The 15,798-nt window shown below is 71.7% G+C and carries 15 protein-coding genes and 3 pseudogenes; 8 read left to right on the forward strand and 10 right to left on the reverse strand.

All coding sequences use genetic code 11. From position 1 onward, the window contains the following. Positions 1–83 precede the first annotated feature (83 nt). From ABIE67_RS44295 to ABIE67_RS44315, 5 genes and pseudogenes are all read right to left on the reverse strand, one after another. A complete protein-coding gene (locus ABIE67_RS44295; RefSeq protein WP_370267255.1) occupies positions 84–1,415 on the reverse strand; it encodes a cytochrome P450 in 1,332 nt (443 codons plus the stop codon). A gap of 169 nt (positions 1,416–1,584) precedes the next feature. Beyond that, on the reverse strand, positions 1,585–2,661 hold the full coding sequence (locus ABIE67_RS44300; protein ID WP_370267256.1) for an ABC transporter ATP-binding protein: 1,077 nt from the start codon (positions 2,659–2,661) through the stop codon (positions 1,585–1,587). Between the two features lie 103 nt (positions 2,662–2,764). Beyond that, positions 2,765–3,613: a molybdate ABC transporter permease subunit gene (gene modB / locus ABIE67_RS44305; protein WP_370267257.1), complete on the reverse strand. Its 849-nt coding sequence runs from the start codon at positions 3,611–3,613 to the stop codon at positions 2,765–2,767. Next, entirely contained in the window at positions 3,610–4,443 is an 834-nt protein-coding gene (gene modA, locus ABIE67_RS44310) for a molybdate ABC transporter substrate-binding protein (RefSeq protein WP_370269558.1), read from the reverse strand. The genes modB and modA overlap by 4 nt, the downstream gene beginning before the upstream one ends. 109 nt (positions 4,444–4,552) lie before the next feature. Then, positions 4,553–4,828 (reverse strand): annotated as a pseudogene (locus tag ABIE67_RS44315) (MerR family DNA-binding transcriptional regulator). 77 nt (positions 4,829–4,905) lie between these two features. Between ABIE67_RS44315 and ABIE67_RS44320 the strand changes: the two are divergent. Continuing rightward, positions 4,906–5,369, forward strand: a pseudogene (locus ABIE67_RS44320) (hypothetical protein). Positions 5,370–5,456: 87 nt separating this feature from the next. Here ABIE67_RS44320 and ABIE67_RS44325 read toward each other — a convergent pair. Continuing rightward, positions 5,457–5,861, reverse strand: coding sequence for a molybdopterin-binding protein (locus tag ABIE67_RS44325; protein ID WP_370267258.1), 405 nt, complete (start codon positions 5,859–5,861; stop codon positions 5,457–5,459). A gap of 96 nt (positions 5,862–5,957) precedes the next feature. On the opposite strand from ABIE67_RS44325, the gene ABIE67_RS44330 reads away from it, so the two are divergent. After that, positions 5,958–6,170: a hypothetical protein gene (locus ABIE67_RS44330; protein WP_370267259.1), complete on the forward strand. Its 213-nt coding sequence runs from the start codon at positions 5,958–5,960 to the stop codon at positions 6,168–6,170. A 124-nt stretch (positions 6,171–6,294) separates the two neighbouring features. On the opposite strand, the gene ABIE67_RS44335 is transcribed toward ABIE67_RS44330, so the two are convergent. From ABIE67_RS44335 to ABIE67_RS44345, 3 genes are read right to left on the reverse strand one after another with little or no spacing between them, the layout of a single operon-like run. Continuing rightward, positions 6,295–6,522, reverse strand: coding sequence for a hypothetical protein (locus tag ABIE67_RS44335; RefSeq protein ID WP_370267260.1), 228 nt, complete (start codon positions 6,520–6,522; stop codon positions 6,295–6,297). A 28-nt stretch (positions 6,523–6,550) separates the two neighbouring features. Beyond that, on the reverse strand, positions 6,551–7,591 hold the full coding sequence (locus ABIE67_RS44340; protein WP_370267263.1) for an aldehyde dehydrogenase family protein: 1,041 nt from the start codon (positions 7,589–7,591) through the stop codon (positions 6,551–6,553). Between the two features lie 16 nt (positions 7,592–7,607). Beyond that, the gene (locus ABIE67_RS44345) at positions 7,608–7,919 is read right to left on the reverse strand and encodes an aldehyde dehydrogenase family protein (RefSeq protein WP_370267268.1); all 312 of its coding nucleotides are present in this window, start codon (positions 7,917–7,919) and stop codon (positions 7,608–7,610) included. Positions 7,920–8,074: 155 nt separating this feature from the next. On the opposite strand from ABIE67_RS44345, the pseudogene ABIE67_RS44350 reads away from it, so the two are divergent. After that, positions 8,075–8,302, forward strand: a pseudogene (locus ABIE67_RS44350) (FCD domain-containing protein); the annotation flags it as partial. A 247-nt stretch (positions 8,303–8,549) separates the two neighbouring features. Here the strand turns inward: ABIE67_RS44350 and ABIE67_RS44355 are convergent. Further along, a complete protein-coding gene (locus ABIE67_RS44355) occupies positions 8,550–9,302 on the reverse strand; it encodes a GntR family transcriptional regulator (RefSeq protein ID WP_370267271.1) in 753 nt (250 codons plus the stop codon). Positions 9,303–9,397: 95 nt separating this feature from the next. Between ABIE67_RS44355 and glyA the strand changes: the two genes are divergently transcribed. From glyA to ABIE67_RS44380, 5 genes are read left to right on the forward strand one after another with little or no spacing between them, the layout of a single operon-like run. Continuing rightward, positions 9,398–10,723 carry a serine hydroxymethyltransferase gene (gene glyA, locus ABIE67_RS44360; protein WP_370267274.1) on the forward strand — a complete coding sequence of 442 codons (1,326 nt, stop codon included), beginning with the start codon at positions 9,398–9,400 and terminating at the stop codon, positions 10,721–10,723. Beyond that, positions 10,720–11,940, forward strand: a complete 1,221-nt coding sequence (locus ABIE67_RS44365) for a sarcosine oxidase subunit beta family protein (RefSeq protein ID WP_370267277.1) — start codon at positions 10,720–10,722, stop codon at positions 11,938–11,940. The genes glyA and ABIE67_RS44365 overlap by 4 nt, the downstream gene beginning before the upstream one ends. 34 nt (positions 11,941–11,974) lie before the next feature. Continuing rightward, entirely contained in the window at positions 11,975–12,271 is a 297-nt protein-coding gene (locus ABIE67_RS44370; protein WP_370267283.1) for a sarcosine oxidase subunit delta, read from the forward strand. Next, positions 12,268–15,132: a sarcosine oxidase subunit alpha family protein gene (locus tag ABIE67_RS44375; protein ID WP_370267288.1), complete on the forward strand. Its 2,865-nt coding sequence runs from the start codon at positions 12,268–12,270 to the stop codon at positions 15,130–15,132. Before ABIE67_RS44370 ends, ABIE67_RS44375 begins: the two co-directional genes overlap by 4 nt. Beyond that, positions 15,125–15,742 carry a sarcosine oxidase subunit gamma gene (locus ABIE67_RS44380; protein ID WP_370267292.1) on the forward strand — a complete coding sequence of 206 codons (618 nt, stop codon included), beginning with the start codon at positions 15,125–15,127 and terminating at the stop codon, positions 15,740–15,742. Before ABIE67_RS44375 ends, ABIE67_RS44380 begins: the two co-directional genes overlap by 8 nt. Positions 15,743–15,798: the final 56 nt, after the last annotated feature.

Here is a 15,798-nt window from a genome sequence, read left to right on the forward strand (position 1 = left end):
CCGTGCGGCAACGCGTGATTGCTGGGGCGTTGGAAAGCTACTGCACCGGCGGAAAGCTACTGGAGTAGAAATACGCGGCCGGGTCAGGCCGACCGCGGCGCCAGGGTCGCGGGGGTCGGCCCGCCGGGGCGGACCGTGATGCCGTACTCCGCCTTCGTGGGGGTGGCGGAGAAGGTGGGTGTGTGGACCGGCAGCAGGTGTTCGAGCAGGACGGTCGATTCGCGGAGCGCGAACTGCAGGCCGAGGCAGGCGCGGGGGCCGATGCCGAAGGGGAAGTAGGCGCCCGGGTGGCCGGGCCGGCCGTCCGGGGCGGTGAAGCGCCGGGGGTCGAAGTGCTCGGGGTCCGGCCACAGTTCGGGATCGCGGTGGGTGAGGTACGGGCAGACGAGGATGTCGGTGCCCGCCTCGACGGAGTAGCCCGCGAGGGTGTCGTCCTCGGCGGCGTGGCGGGGCAGGAGCCAGGCGGACGGGTAGAGCCGGAGCGTCTCGTGGACCAGGGCCTGGATCGCCTGGCGGCGTTCCGCCGAACCCTCCGCGCCGGCGGCGAGCGCCTGCTCACGCGCGGTGGGATGCCGGTCGAGGAGCAGATACAGCCAGGTCAGGGTCGTGGCGGTGGTCTCGTGCCCGGCCGCGAGCAGCGTGACCAGCTCGTCGCGGATCAGCCGGTCGTCGTACTCGGGGCGCTCGGTGGCGGCGTCGGTCAGGACATGCACCAGCCCCGGGCCGTCGGGTCCGGCCGCACCGCTGCGGGCGGCTTCGATGGCGTGCTGGGCGACCGCGTCGATCCGGGCGAGATCGGCGGCGACGGCCTCGCGGGCGTCGGCGACATCGGAGGGCAGGGTCGGAATGGCTGCCGCCACGGCTCCCATGGCGGCCAGTTCGCGCTCGGTCCCGTCGTCGAGGGGGTGTCCGGTGAGGGAGCGCCAGATGGCGTCGAGGGCGAAGCGGTGCATCTCCCGGCCGACGTCGAGTCCCCGCCCGGCCCGGGCGTACCCGTCCCAGCGCTCGGCGGTGGTGCGGGCGGCCGCGGTGATCCGCTGCTCGTAGCGGCGCATCCCGGTACCGGTGAACTGGGACTGCAACAAACGGCGTTGTCGCTTCCACGCCGTACCGGTGGCGGCCATGACCCCGTCGCCGATCAGTAGACGGGCGCGGTGGGAGCGCTTGACGTAACGCTCCGGGCGCCGGGCGAGCACATGCTGGACCGCCGCCGGATCGGTGACGAGAACGGTGGGCGTCGGGCCCATCCGGAACGCGGCGACGCCGCCCGCCCGCTCGCGCACCCGGGCCAGCAGCTCGACCAGTTCGCCTCCCTCCGAACGCCATCGCTCCACGAGTCCGGGCTCGACTTCGGGCACCGGCCTCTCCGTTCCGGGAACGGGCGGGAGGGCGCCGAGACCGGCTTCGGTGTCCATTCTTCTTCTCCTGCTTCAGCCGTGGGGCTCGGCCGCAACCAAGCGCTGATGGCACGGACTGTACGGGAGCGGGCACACCGAGTGAGGCAATTCGGTACGGCTGCGGGGAGTTGACCGGCGGAGGAACGATGCCGTCGTTCGAGTGGCACATCCGTGGGGTGGGGCGTTCTCAGACCGGGTAGGCGTGGGTCTGCGTCGCCTTCACCGTCGCCCAGACCTCCGCGCCCGGACGCAGATCGAGCTCGGCGGCGGCGACCGTGGTCAGGTCCGCGGCGAGGGGGAGTTCGCCCGCGAGATCGGCGCGGATCTGGTCGCCGTGGGTCTCCAGGCCGGCCACCTCGCAGCGCCAGAGATTGCGGGCGCTGGAGCCGGTCGGGCGCTCGCGGTGGAGGGTGACCGCGCTGGGCGGGAACGCCACGAACACCGGGCCGGACAACTCCTCCGTGGTGGTGACGGCCGGCCCGGCGTCGAGCCGGACCGTGTGGCCCTCCGCCTCGCCCCGATAGAGGTTCAGGCCGACCAACTGGGCGATGTAGTCCGTACGGGGATGGCGGGCGATGTCGGACGGACTGCCCTCCTGGACGACCCGGCCGTGCTCGACCACGACCAGGCGGTCGGCCAGGACCATCGCGTCCAGCGGGTCGTGCGTGACGAGTACGGCGACCGCCTCGAACTCGGCCAGATGGCGCCGCAGTTGGGCGCGCACCTCCAGACGGGTACGGGCGTCCAGCGCTGCCAGCGGTTCATCGAGGAGCAGCAGGCGCGGGCGGGTGGCCAGGGCGCGGGCGAGGGCGACGCGCTGGGCCTGGCCGCCGGACAGCCTGCGCGGCTTGGCGCCGGCATGATCCTTTAGCCCCAGTCGGTCCAGCCACTCGGCGGCCCGCGCCCGCGCCTCCGCCTTGGTCGCACCCTGGCAGCGCGGGCCGAAGGCCACGTTGTCGAGGGCCGTGAGGTGAGGGAAGAGCAGGTAGTCCTGGAAGACGACGCCGACCGGGCGGGACTCGGGCGGGGTACGGTCCAACTCCGTACCGTCCAGCCGCAGATGGCCGCCGGTGAGCGGGGTCAGCCCGGCGAGGGCGCGCAGGGCGGTGGTCTTGCCGGCGCCGTTCGGACCGAGCAGGGCGACCACCTCGCCGGGCGCGACCGTCAGGGCCACGTCGAGGCGGAAGGCGCCGCGGTCCACCACGAGGCGGGCGTCGAGCCCGTCCAGAGCGGTGGCGGCGTGGACGTCGTAGGTCTCGGTCATCCGGCGTCATCCCAGGGTCGTGCGGTCCGGGTACTCCGGCACTCGTCCAACGGTCGTGCGGTCCGGGTACTCCGGCGCTCACCCAACGGTCGTACGGGCCGGGTCATCCGGCGCTCATCCAACGGTCACGCAACCCGGCCAACACCGCGATCGACACGGCCAGCAGCACCAGGCTGAGGGCGATCGCGGCCTCCGGGGCGCTCTGCAGGGCCAGGTACACGGCCAGCGGCATGGTCTGGGTACGGCCCGGGAAGTTGCCCGCGAAGGTGATCGTCGCGCCGAACTCGCCGAGCGCCCGGGCCCAGGCCAGCACCGCGCCTGCCGCGATGCCCGGCGCGATGAGGGGCAGCGTGACCCGGCGGAACGCTGTGAAACGGGAGGCGCCCAGGGTGGCGGCCGCCTCCTCGTAGCGCGGGTCGGCGGCGCGCAAGGTGCCCTCGACGCTGATGACGAGGAACGGCATCGCCACGAACGCCTCGGCGATCACGACCCCCGTCGTGGTGAACGGCAGCGTGATCCCGAACCACGAGTCCAGCCACTGCCCGACGATGCCATTGCGGCCGAGCGCCATCAGTAGCGCCACACCGCCGACGACCGGCGGCAGGACGAGGGGGAGGGTGACGAGGGCCCGTACGAGGCCCCGGCCGGGGAACTCCACGCGCGCCAGCAGCCAGGCCAGCGGTACGCCGATGACCAGGCTCACGGCGGTGGCCAACGTCGCGCAGATCAGGGACAGCTTGAGGGCCTGCCACACATCCGGGCTGGTCAGCTGCTCGGGCAGGCTGTGCCACGGGGTCCGTACCAGTAGGGCGATCAGCGGCACGATCAGGAACGCCAGGCCGATCAGCGCGGGCAGCAGCAGGGGCAGCGGAACGCCCGTACGGACGCGCCGACGCCGCGGCCCACCCCGGAGCGTGTCGGTCGCGGCGTCGGCCTTGTCGGTCGGCGTCACGGCTTGAGGAACCCGGCCTCGGTCAGGACCTTCTGGCCCTCGGCGGACCGCACCTGGGCGATGAACGCCTTGGCGGCCTGGGCGTTCTGCGTGTCCTTGAGCAGGGCGATCGGGTAGTCGTTGACGGCGTCGGCGGACTCGGGGAACTCCACGCCCTCCACCTTGTCACCCGCCGCGTCCACATCCGTCTTATAGACGACGGCCGCATCGGCCTCCTTCAGCTCCACCTTCGTCAGGGCGGCCTTGACGTCCTGCTCGTAGGAGACGGGCGTGAGCTTCAGCTTGCTCGCGTCCAGGGCCTTCTGGGCAGCGGCGCCGCACGGCACCTCCTTGTCGCAGAGCACGACCTTCAGGCCCGACTTGGTGAGGTCCCCGAGGGAGTCGATCTTGTCGGGGTTGCCCGGCAGGGTGGCGATCTCCAGCTCGTTGCGGACGAAGGTGGCGGGTGTGCCGGAGGCATCCCCGGCGTCCGTGACGATCTTCATCGTCTTGGGGCTGGCCGAGGCGAACACATCGGCCGGCGCACCGCCGGTGATGCTCGCGGCGAGGGAGTCGCTGCCGCCGAAGCTGAAGGTGACCTTCGTACCCGGGTGCTCCTTCTCGAACTGCTTGCCCAGCGCCGTGAAGCTCTCCTTCAGTGAGGCCGCCGCGAAGACGGTCACGTCGCCGGAGATCTCGCCCGAGACCGAGTCGGAGGCGGACGCGGAGGAGTCCGACTTCGGGGAGGAGTCCGAGTCGGAGGACGAACAGGCACCCAGGGCCAGCAGCGCGGCGGCGCTCACGCCGGTCACCTGCAACATGCGGCGGTTCCGGCGCGCGGTACGGGTTATCACGGGTCCACTCCCTCTGGTCCTGACGGACGAAATCACTCCTGGTCCTGACGGACGCAATCACTCGCGGTCCTGACGGACGCAATCACTCGCGGTCCCGACGGACCATCTACGGTCTCTCGACGACCACGTTGGTCGACTTGATCACGGCAACCGCCGGAACGCCGGGCTCCAGCTTCAGCTCCTCAGCCGACTCGCGGCTGACCATCGCCCGCTGCTCCGGTGCACCTGCCGGGCGTAGGCCGCCAGGGCCGGCCCGGGGATGATCCGGTGGCCCGTGTCGTCGCGTTCGGCGGTGAGTTTCCCGCCGTCCACCAGACGCCCTCACGGTGTCGGCACTGACGCCGAGTAAGGCGGCCGCGTCCCCGATCCGGTAGGTGTGCATGCGCCGATGATACTGCCGCAGATGCGAGGCGAAAGTCTCCTGTCGCATCGCATGAGCTGCCGTTGTGATCTGGGTGGATGGCATGTGCGTTTGTACAGGACGCAGGTCCCGGTACTGACAGCACCGGTACGACCGCCTGCCGGGTGGCGGAGCTCGCCCCCACCTGCGATCTGGCCTGCACGGCCCGCACGGTCCGCCTGACGGTGCCCGACCTCGCCTGGCCGCAGCACAAGGCCGATGTCAGCTTTTCCTCTCGGCGGCCGGCCCCGCCCTCGATCCCGCCCGCCGCAAGGACCGCCTGAGCTTCCTGACCGCGGTCTCCGGCGCGGACGGCCACCACGCCCTGCTGTCCTGGGCGGAGATCGACCCCGACTGCGGCCGCGCCCCAGTCCTGCTCGCGGCCACCCTCGACGACACCCCGCTCGACCGCGCCGGCCCGCAGCTGGTCCTGCCCCAGGACCGCCGCGGGGCCCGGCACATCAGCGGCATCGACGCGATCCACGTGGACGGCGACTACGCCTCGTGGGCGCAGGGACGGTGACGGGTCGGTGTTCGACCCTGGACTGCCGGTCGGGCACCGCGAGATCCTGGAGACCCCCCGGCTCGGCTCGGCTCGCCGTAGCTCCGCTCAGGAACGGTCGATGTGGACGTTCGTCGACTTCACCCGGGCGGTGGCCTCCACGCCGACCTCCAGCCCCAACTCCTCCACGGCCTCCCGTGTCAGTAGCGACACCAGCCGGTGCGGCCCCGCCTGGATCTCCACCTGGGCGGCGACGTCGCCGAGCTTGACGGCGGTGACGATGCCGGGGAAGGCATTGCGGACGGACGTGTACGAGACGTCCTCCTCACCGCCACCGCCACCGCCGGTCTTGGCCAGCTCCACGGAGAAGGCGGCCAGATCCTTTCCGTCGATGAGGCGTCGTCCGCTCTCGTCCCGGTGTGTGGCGACCCGGCCGGCGTCGGCCCACCGTCGGGCGGTGTCGGGGCTCACTCCGAGCAGACGCGCGGCCTGGCCGATCGTGTAGGACTGCATACGCGCCAAGATAGGCGATCAGGGCTGAGCCGCCGGTGAGCAGCTGTGGTGGCCGCCGCGCTACCGTCTGCGGAGACGATCACCGGGAGGGGCGGGATGGCGAATGATCTCCGGTTCGGTTGGGAGCTGAGCGGCAGCGGCTGGGCGACCTGCCGCATCGAGGACGACGAGGCGGAGTGGAACGACAGCGTCAGCTACTGCACCGACGCCCTCGCCGACGTACTGCACGCGGTGGCCGGGCTCTACGGTCCCACTTCCGTGCAGCGTGTCTCCTTCGACCTGGAACCGGCCGAGGCCCGGTGGGCCTGAGTGGCAGGGGGCCGGACATCGACATGGCGATCCATCTCTTTGCCGACATGTCCACGAGCTTCGATCGGCCCGACCAGGACGGCACGCTCGTCTGGCGCTCCACGCAACCCCGAGCCCTCGTCGGTCACGCCGTCCTGGAGGCCGCCCAATGGTGCTGCGGCTCCACGGTGAGGACGGCTACCTGAAGAAGTGGGGCCGGCACCCCTTTCCCGTCGCCGCCCTGCAGGACCTCCGCCGCCTGCACCTCCAGCACGACACCTGCGCACTCGGGCATGACGTGGCCGTCCTCTGGAGAGTCGGCGGCGACCTGAGCGCGGTGGCGGTCCTTGGGCAGGCCGTCCTCGCTGCCCATACCTCCACGGTTCGGGCGGCGGGCGGGATCAGCGTCCGTGGTTGTGCATGACGTGCTTGGTGCGCGAGAAGTCGTCCAGCGCGTGGATCAACAGGTCCCGGCCGTATCCGGATCCCTTGAATCCGCCCCAGGGGACCTCCCTGGCCAGCACGAGATGCGAGTTGACCCAGACGGTTCCGAAGTCGGGACTTGCGGCGATGTCGTGGCTGCGGCGCGCCTTCTCGGTCCACACCGACGCCGACAGGCCGAGCGGGACGTCGGTGGCCCGCCGTACCGCCTCCTCCTCGTCGGTGAAGGTCTCCACGGTGACCACCGGGCCGAAGATCTCCTCGCGGGCGACCTCTGCTCCTTCGGGGACGTCGACCAGCACGGTGGGGGCGACGAAGTAGCCGGGCCCGTCGATGGCCCCGCCCCCGGTCGCCACACCGATGCCTTCCTTCTTCGCCCGTTCCAAGTACCCGGTGACCCGGTCGAAGTGGGCCTTGGAGACCATGGGGCCGACCTCCACGTCCTCACCGGAGGCCGGCTCGCCGACGACCAACGCCTGTACCTCGCCGACGAGTTGCTCCACGAATTGCTCGGCGACCGACTCGTGGACCAGTACGCGGCAGGCGGCGCCGCACTCCTGGCCCGAGTTCCAGAAGCCGGCGACGCGCAGAGACGACGCGGCGGCCGCGAGATCGGCGTCCGGGAAGATCACCACCGGTGCCTTGCCGCCGAGTTCGAGATGGACGCGCTTGAGAGTGTCGGCGGCTGCCCGGGCGACGGCGCGACCGGCGGCGACCGAACCGGTCAGGGCGATCATGCTCACGTCCGGATGCTCGGCGAGCCGGGCTCCCACGACAAAGCCGTAGCCGTTCACGACGTTCAACACACCCGCAGGCAGAAGATCGGCGACGAGTTCGGCGAACTCCAGGGTGGTCAGCGGGGTCTGCTCGGACGGCTTGATGACCAGGGTGTCGCCGGCCGCGAGAATGGGCGCGATCTTCCATGGCGCCATGAGCAACGGGTAGTTCCACGGGGTGACCACGCCGATCACCCCGATCGGTTCGCGCAGGATGACCGACAAGTGGTCCTCGGCGTAGTCACCGGCCCGCCATGGAGGTCGTCGCGCGCCCCGCACCGGCCATGAAGCGGAAGGTGTCGATGGTCATGCCGACGTCGTCCCGCGACACCGCGAGCGGCTTGCCGGTGTTCGCCGACTCCAGCCTGGCCAGGAGTCCGGCATTCTCGGCCACCCGGGCGGCGATGGCGTGCAACACCTCCGCGCGGGCCTTGGGGACCAGCCGACCCCACTCGTTCTTGGCCCTTACGGCCGCTGCCACCGCTCGGTCGATGTCCCCGGAGGTGCCCTCGGGGATCTGGTGGATGACACTCTCCGTGCTCGGGTCGACCACGGTGATGAAGCGCTCGGGTGACGCGTCGTCGAAGTGCCGTCGACGATCTGCTCCCGGGCGGCGCGACCGCCGTGCCCGCCGTCACGGCGAAGGACGTCCTCGATCTTTACGCCCTGCGCGCCAGCCTCGGCGCGCTGCTCATCCGCCGTGTCGCCATGCTGGGCCCAGAGGACCTCGCTCCGGCAGCGGCGGCCCTGGCGGAGGTCCGGGCCGCCGCCCGGGCCAAGGACCACGGCGGTATGCGTGAAGTCGATCTGCGGTTCCAGGACGCCCTCGCCCGCATCGCGGACCTCCCGCAGGCAGCCCAGACCTTCGAACGCCTCACGGCCCGACTGCGTATGTTCGTCGCCGTTCTGGACATGGACTACAGGCAGGCAGGCCTTTGGCACCATCCTCAACGAGGACACCGCCGTCTTCGACGCGCTGCGCGACGCCGACGGGAACGAGGCGGCGCGCCTGTGGCGGGTCAAGATCGAGCGCTGTGTGCGCTACATGATCGCCCAGTTGCCCGAGGACGACGTGGCCCCACACCTGTGGACGACCCTGGCGGGCAGGCCCGGCCCGGGCAGGGAGGAGCTACGGGGCGTCGCGCACTGAGACCTCAGGACGCGCGGTGTCGCAGACGCGGTGTCAGATGGCCTCGCGAATGGCCCGCTCGAAGTCCTCGACGTGACTACGGGCCAGTCGGGCCGCCTTGTCGGGCTCGCCGGCGACGATCGCGTCGATCAACGGTCCGTGCTCCTCCACATGGCCGGCCATGTCGGGCAGCCGGTCGATGAACAGGCACCAGATGCGGGTGGCGAGGTTGTCGTGGCGGACGAGCGTGTCCTCCAGGTACGGGTTGTGCGCGGCGGCGTAGACGGCGCGGTGGACCTGTAGGTCGAGGTGCATGAGCCCGGCGGCGTCGTCCTGACGGGGATCCACGCGCTCCAGCTCGCGGCGCAGGGCTGTCAGGGTCGTCCGGTCCACGGCTGTGGCGCGTCGTGCGGCCTGGGCGGCGGCGAGGGGCTCCAACTCCTGGCGGACCTCGGAGATATGGGCCAGGTCGGTGATGTTGACCTCGGTGGCGAAGGTGCCGCGTCGGGGGTAGGTCGTGATCAGCCGCTCGTACTGGAGCCGCTTGAGCGCCTCGCGCACCGGCGTCCGTCCGACGCCGAGGGACTGCCCCAACTGCTCCTCGTTGATCGGCGCGCCCGGGCGGATCTCGAGCATGACGAGCCGGTCGCGGATGGCACGGTAGGCGCGCTCGGCGAGGGACAGCTCACCCCCGAACTCCGCGCCCCCCAGATGCGCGCCGCCCGGCTCCGCGCCCCGCGACGCTCCGCCTCCGGGTGCTCCACCTCCGGCTTTCCCGCCTGCGGGCCCGGTCGCCACCTGCTGCATGAATGCCCCCTTGACCTGTCGGGCGAGCTCCCATACCGTACCGCACAGTCTGATATATCAGTTGCGCATTAGTTGGCTCCCAGGATGGTGCACAGATGGCAACCAGCCCGTCGACCAGCACTCTCACCTCCCCCCTCGCCCTCCCGCTCAGGGAACTCGACCCGGACGTCGCCACCGCGGTCGACGCCGAACTGCGCCGCCAGCAGTCCACGCTGGAGATGATCGCCTCGGAGAACTTCGCCCCGGCCGCCGTCATGGAGGCCCAGGGCTCGGTGCTGACCAACAAGTACGCCGAGGGCTACCCCGGCCGCCGCTACTACGGCGGCTGCGAACACGTCGACGTCATCGAGCAGCTGGCCATCGCCCGGGTGAAGGCACTCTTCGGCGCCGAGGCCGCGAACGTCCAGCCGCACTCGGGCGCCCAGGCCAACGCCGCCGCGATGTTCGCGCTGCTCAAGCCCGGCGACACCATTCTCGGCCTCGACCTGGCGCACGGCGGTCATCTGACCCACGGCATGCGCATCAACTTCAGCGGCAAGCTGTACAACGTCGTGCCGTACCACGTGCGCGAGTCCGACCTGCGCATCGACATGGACGAGGTCGAGCAGCTCGCCCTCGCGCACCGGCCCAGGATGATCGTCGCCGGCTGGTCGGCGTACCCGCGACGGCTGGACTTCGCCGAGTTCCGGCGGATCGCCGACGCGGTGGGCGCGTACCTGATGGTGGACATGGCGCACTTCGCCGGGCTCGTGGCCGCAGGCCTCCACCCGAGCCCGGTGCCGTACGCCGACGTCGTCACGACCACCACCCATAAGACCCTGGGCGGCCCGCGCGGCGGTGTCATCCTCAGCCGCGCCGACCTCGCCAAGAAGATCAACTCCGCGGTCTTCCCCGGCCAGCAGGGCGGCCCGCTGGAGCACGTCATCGCCGCGAAGGCCGTCGCCTTCAAGGTGGCCGCGGGCGCGGAGTTCCGGGAGCGCCAGCAGCGCACGCTGGACGGCGCCCGCATCCTCGCCGGACGGCTGCTGGCCGACGACGTCGCCGAGGCGGGCATCACCGTCCTGACCGGCGGCACCGAAGTCCACCTCGTCCTCGTCGACCTGCGCAGGTCGACGCTCGACGGACAGCAGGCCGAGGACCGGCTGCACCGGATCGGCATCACCGTCAACCGCAACGCGGTGCCGTTCGACCCCCGCCCGCCGATGGTCTCCTCGGGTCTGCGGATCGGCACCCCCGCCCTGGCCACCCGCGGATTCGGGGACGCGGAGTTCCGGGAGGTCGCCGACATCATCGCCCAGGCCCTGAAGGAGGAGCAGCTCGGCGACGAGCGCGCCGGCCAGCTGCGCGACCGGGTCGAGAAGCTCGCCTCCGCCTTCCCCCTCTATCCCCACCTGTCCCCCCTGAACGGAGACGCGGCATGACCGCCGAGCCGCTGCCGGAGCACCCGGACTTCCTCTGGCGCAATCCCGAGCCGCGCTCCTCGTACGACGTCGTCATCGTCGGCGCGGGCGGCCACGGCCTCGCCACCGCCTACTACCTCGCCAAGAACCACGGCATCACCAAGGTCGCCGTCCTGGAGAAGGGCTGGCTGGCCGGCGGCAACATGGCGCGCAACACCACGATCATCCGCTCCAACTACCTCTGGGACGAGAGCGCGGCGATCTACGAGCACGCGCTCAAGCTGTGGGAGGGGCTCCCGGAGGAGCTGGACTACGACTTCCTGTTCAGCCAGCGCGGCGTCCTCAACCTCGCGCACACCCTCCAGGACGTCCGCGAGGGCGTGCGCCGCGTGGGCGCCAACCGCCTCAACGGAGTCGACGCCGAGTGGCTGGAGCCGGACGAGGTCGCCAAGGTCTGCCCCATCCTCAACGTCTCGACCCGCACCCGCTATCCCGTCCTCGGCGGCACCTTCCAGCCACGGGCCGGCATCGCCAAGCACGACCACGTCGCCTGGGCGCTGGCCCGCCGCGCCGACGAGCTGGGCGTGGACCTGATCCAGGGCTGCGAGGTCACCGGCTTCCTCAAGGACGGCGACCGGGTCGTGGGCGTCGACACCAACCGCGGCCGCATCCACGCCGGCCGGGTCGGCCTCGCGGCCGCCGGACACAGCAGTGTGCTGGCCGAGCGGGCGGGCGTGAGGCTGCCGGTGCAGTCGCATCCGCTCCAGGCACTCGTCTCCGAACTGCACGAGCCGGTGCACCCGACGGTCGTCATGTCGAACCACGTGCACGTCTATGTGTCCCAGGCACACAAGGGCGAGCTGGTGATGGGCGCGGGCGTCGACTCGTACAACGGCTACGGGCAGCGCGGCTCCTTCCACGTCATCGAGCAGCAGATGGCCGCCGCCGTCGAACTGTTCCCCGTCTTCGCCCGCGCGCACGTGCTGCGCACCTGGGGCGGCATCGTCGACGTCACCCCCGACGCCTCCCCGATCATCGGCACCACCCCCGTCGAGAACCTCTACGTCAACTGCGGCTGGGGAACCGGCGGTTTCAAGGCCACCCCGGCCGCCGGCTGGACCTTCGCGCACACCATCGCCACGGGTGAGCCGCATCCGCTGAACGCCCCCTTCGCCCTCGACCGGTTCCGGACGGGCGCGTTGATCGACGAACACGGCGCCGCCGCCGTGGCCCACTGACAGCCCGCCGAAAGCCTGTGGAGAGAAGGACACCGTGCTGCTGATCAGCTGCCCCTGGTGCGGTCCGCGTGACGAGACCGAGTACCACTACGGCGGACAGGCCCACATCCCCTACCCCGAGACCCCCGCGGACCTCAGCGACGAGCAGTGGGCCGAGTACGTCTTCTACCGCGACAACCCCAAGGGCCCCTTCGCCGAGCGCTGGGTGCACAGCACCGGCTGCCGCCGCTGGTTCAACGTCCTGCGCGACACCCTGACCAACGAAGTGCTGGCCTCCTACCGGCCCGACGAGCCCCGCCCCGAACTGCACCAGGCCGGAGGGAACCGATGACCGACCAGCACTTCCGGCTCCCGCAGGGCGGCCGCATCGACCGCACCACCGTGCTCCGGTTCACCGTCGACGGCCGGGCGATGACCGGGCACCCCGGAGACACCCTCGCCTCGGCCATGCTCGCGAACGGCGTCGTCGAGGTCGCCCCGTCGCTCTACCGCGGCCGCCCCCGCGGCATCGTCGCGGCCGGTGTCGAGGAGCCCAACGCCCTGGTGCAGCTCGACGGCCCGTGCTCGGAGGGCATGCTGCCCGCCACGACGGTGGAGCTCCACGACGGCCTGTCCGCCACCACGCTGTCCGGGATGGGCCGCCTCGACCCGACGCCGGACCCGGCTGTCTACGACAAGAAGTACGTCCACACCGACGTCCTGGTCGTCGGCGCCGGACCCGCCGGGCTCGCGGCCGCCGCCGCTGCCGCGGGGTCCGGCGCCCGCGTGATCCTCGTCGACGACCAGCCCGAGCCCGGCGGTTCCCTGCTCTCCGGCGCGCCGGGCGACCTCAAGTGGGTCACCGACATCCGCGCGGCCCTGGACGCCGCCCCCGAGGTCGTCGTACTGCGACGCACCACGGCTTTCGGGTCGTACGACGACAACTACGTGCTGGCCCTCCAGCGGCGCACCGACCACCTGGGAAGTGCCGCGCCCGCAGGCGTCTCGCGCCAGCGGTTGTGGCACATCCGGGCCCGCCAGGTCGTCCTGGCGACCGGCGCGCACGAGCGTCCGCTGACCTTCGCCGGCAACGACCGGCCCGGGGTGATGCTCGCCGCGGCGGTGCGCACCTACCTCAACCGGTACGCCGTGGCGCCTGGTTCGCGGGCCGTGGTGAGCACGACCAACGACAGCGCCTACGACACGGTCGCCGACCTGCGCGCCGCCGGGGTCGACATCGCCGCCGTGGTGGACGCGCGCCCCGAACTGTCCGACCGCGCCGCCGAGGCGGTCGCGGCGACCGGGGTGCGGGTGCTGACGGGCAGCGCGGTGGTCGACACCTCGGGCCACCACCGGCTCACCGGCGTCACGGTCCAGGCCCTCGACGACAGCGGTCAACCCACCGGTGAACCACGTTCGTTCGACTGTGACCTGCTCGCCGTGTCGGGCGGCTGGAGCCCGGTGGTGCGTCTGCACAGCCAGCGCCAGGGACGGCTGCGCTGGGACGAGGACCTGGTGGCCTTCGTCCCCGACGGGACCGTACGGGACCAGCAGGTCGTCGGTGCGGCGCGCGGGACGTACGACCTCGACGGCTGTACGGCCGAGGGGGCGCGGGCGGGTGCGCTGGCCGCGGGGGCGGCCGGGTTCCCGGTGGGCGTACCGTCCGAGGCCGCGCCGCCCGCGGTGAGCCCGACGCGTGCCCTGTGGCTGGTCCCCGCCCCCGACGGCGAACCCGCCGGCTGGGACAGCCACTTCGTCGACCTCCAGCGTGACGTCACCGTCGCCGACGTCCGGCGCTCCACCGGCGCCGGCATGCGCGGCGTCGAGCACGTCAAGCGCTACACGTCGCTCGGCACGGCGAACGACCAGGGCAAGACGTCCGGCGTCAACGCGATCGGGGTCATCGCGCAGGCCCTGGGCGCGGGCGCGTCCCCCGGGGAGATCGGCACCACGGCCTACCGGGCGCCGTACACACCGGTGGCGTTCGCGGCGCTGGCCGGGCGGGAGCGCGGCGACCTGTTCGACCCGGAGCGGACCACGGCGATCCACAGCTGGCATGTGGCGCAGGGCGCGGAGTTCGAGGACGTCGGGCAGTGGAAGCGTCCCCGGTACTACCCCCAGCCCGGTGAGGACATGGACGCCGCCGTGGCCCGCGAGTGCCGCGCGGCCCGCGAAGGGGTGGCGTTCATGGACGCCTCCACCCTCGGCAAGATCGAGATCTGGGGCGCGGACGCCGGCGAGTTCCTCAACCGCGTCTACACCAACGCCTTCAAGAAGCTGAAGCCCGGCACGGCCCGCTACGGCGTCATGTGCAAGCCCGACGGCATGATCTTCGACGACGGCGTGACCCTGCGCCTCGACGACAACCGCTACTTCATGACCACCACGACCGGCGGCGCGGCAGGCGTCCTGGACTGGCTGGAGGAGTGGCTGCAGACCGAGTGGCCCGAACTCGACGTGCACTGCACCTCGGTGACCGAGCAGTGGGCGACGATCGCCGTCGTCGGACCCCGGTCGCGCGAGGTCGTCGCCCATCTCGCCCCCGAGGTCGACCTGTCCGCCGAGGCGTTCCCCTTCATGGCCTTCCGCGAGACCACCCTGGCCTCCGGCATCCCGGCCCGGATCTGCCGGATCTCCTTCTCCGGCGAACTCGCCTACGAGATCAACGTCTCCGCCTGGTACGGCCTGGCGGTCTGGGAGGAGGTGTACGCGATCGGCCGGCCATACGACATCACCCCGTACGGCACCGAGACCATGCACGTCCTGCGGGCCGAGAAGGGCTACATCATCGTCGGCCAGGACACCGACGGCACCGTCACCCCGCAGGACGCGGGCATGTCCTGGGTGGTCTCGAAGCAGAAGGACTTCATCGGCAAGCGGTCCTTCTCCCGCGCCGACACCTCCCGCACCGACCGCAAGCAACTGGTCGGCCTGCTGCCGAGCGACCGCACGACCCGGCTGCCCGAGGGCACCCAGCTCGTCGCGCCGGACGTGCCGATCACCCCCGAGGCCGGACCGGTGCCGATGCTCGGGCACGTCACCTCCAGCTACCACAGCCCGGCCCTCGGCCGCCCCTTCGCCCTCGCCCTCGTCGCCGACGGGCGGGCAAGGATCGGCGAGACCCTGCTCGCCCCGGTGGGCGAGACCCTGGTGGCCGTCGAGGTGGCCGACTTCGTCCTCTACGATCCCGAAGGGACCAAGCGCGATGGCTGACCAGATCACTGAGGGACCGGTGGCCCTGCGCACCAGCCCCCTCTCCCACCTGGAGCAGCGGATGCGCGCCGCCGCCGTCACCGGCGCCCGCGGCGTCGCGCTGACCGAGTGGCCGTTCATCACCATGGTGAACCTGCGCGTCGACCCCGCCTCCGACGCGGCCGACCGGATCGGGAAGACCCTGGGGGTACCGCTCCCACGCCGGTGCGGCCACACCACCGCATCCGGCCCCCACACCGTCGCATGGCTCGGCCCGGACGAGTGGCTCGTCCTGTCCCAGGCCGACGCGGGCGGGGTGACCACCGCGGTACGGGACGCCCTCGACGGCGACCCCGGCTCGGTCGTGGACGTCTCGGCCAACCGCACCACCCTGGAGCTGAGCGGCCCGGCCGCCCGGGAGGTGCTGGAGAAGGGCTGCCCGCTGGACCTGCACCCCCGCGCCTTCGGCCCCGGCCGGGCCGTGTCCACCACCGTCGGCCCCGTCGCCGTACTGCTCTGGCAGGTCGACGCCGCACCCACGTACCGGCTGTTCCCCCGCTCCTCGTTCGCCGACTACCTGGCGCGCTGGCTCATCGACGCGATGAGCGAGTATCGCGCGCCGGAGTTCTGAGGGTTCGACCTCGGCTTCCCGACGGGCGCCAGGGGGCAGACCTTCGGCGGAGGCGA

Source organism: Streptomyces sp. V4I8 (assembly GCF_041261225.1).
Classification (GTDB): domain Bacteria; phylum Actinomycetota; class Actinomycetes; order Streptomycetales; family Streptomycetaceae; genus Streptomyces.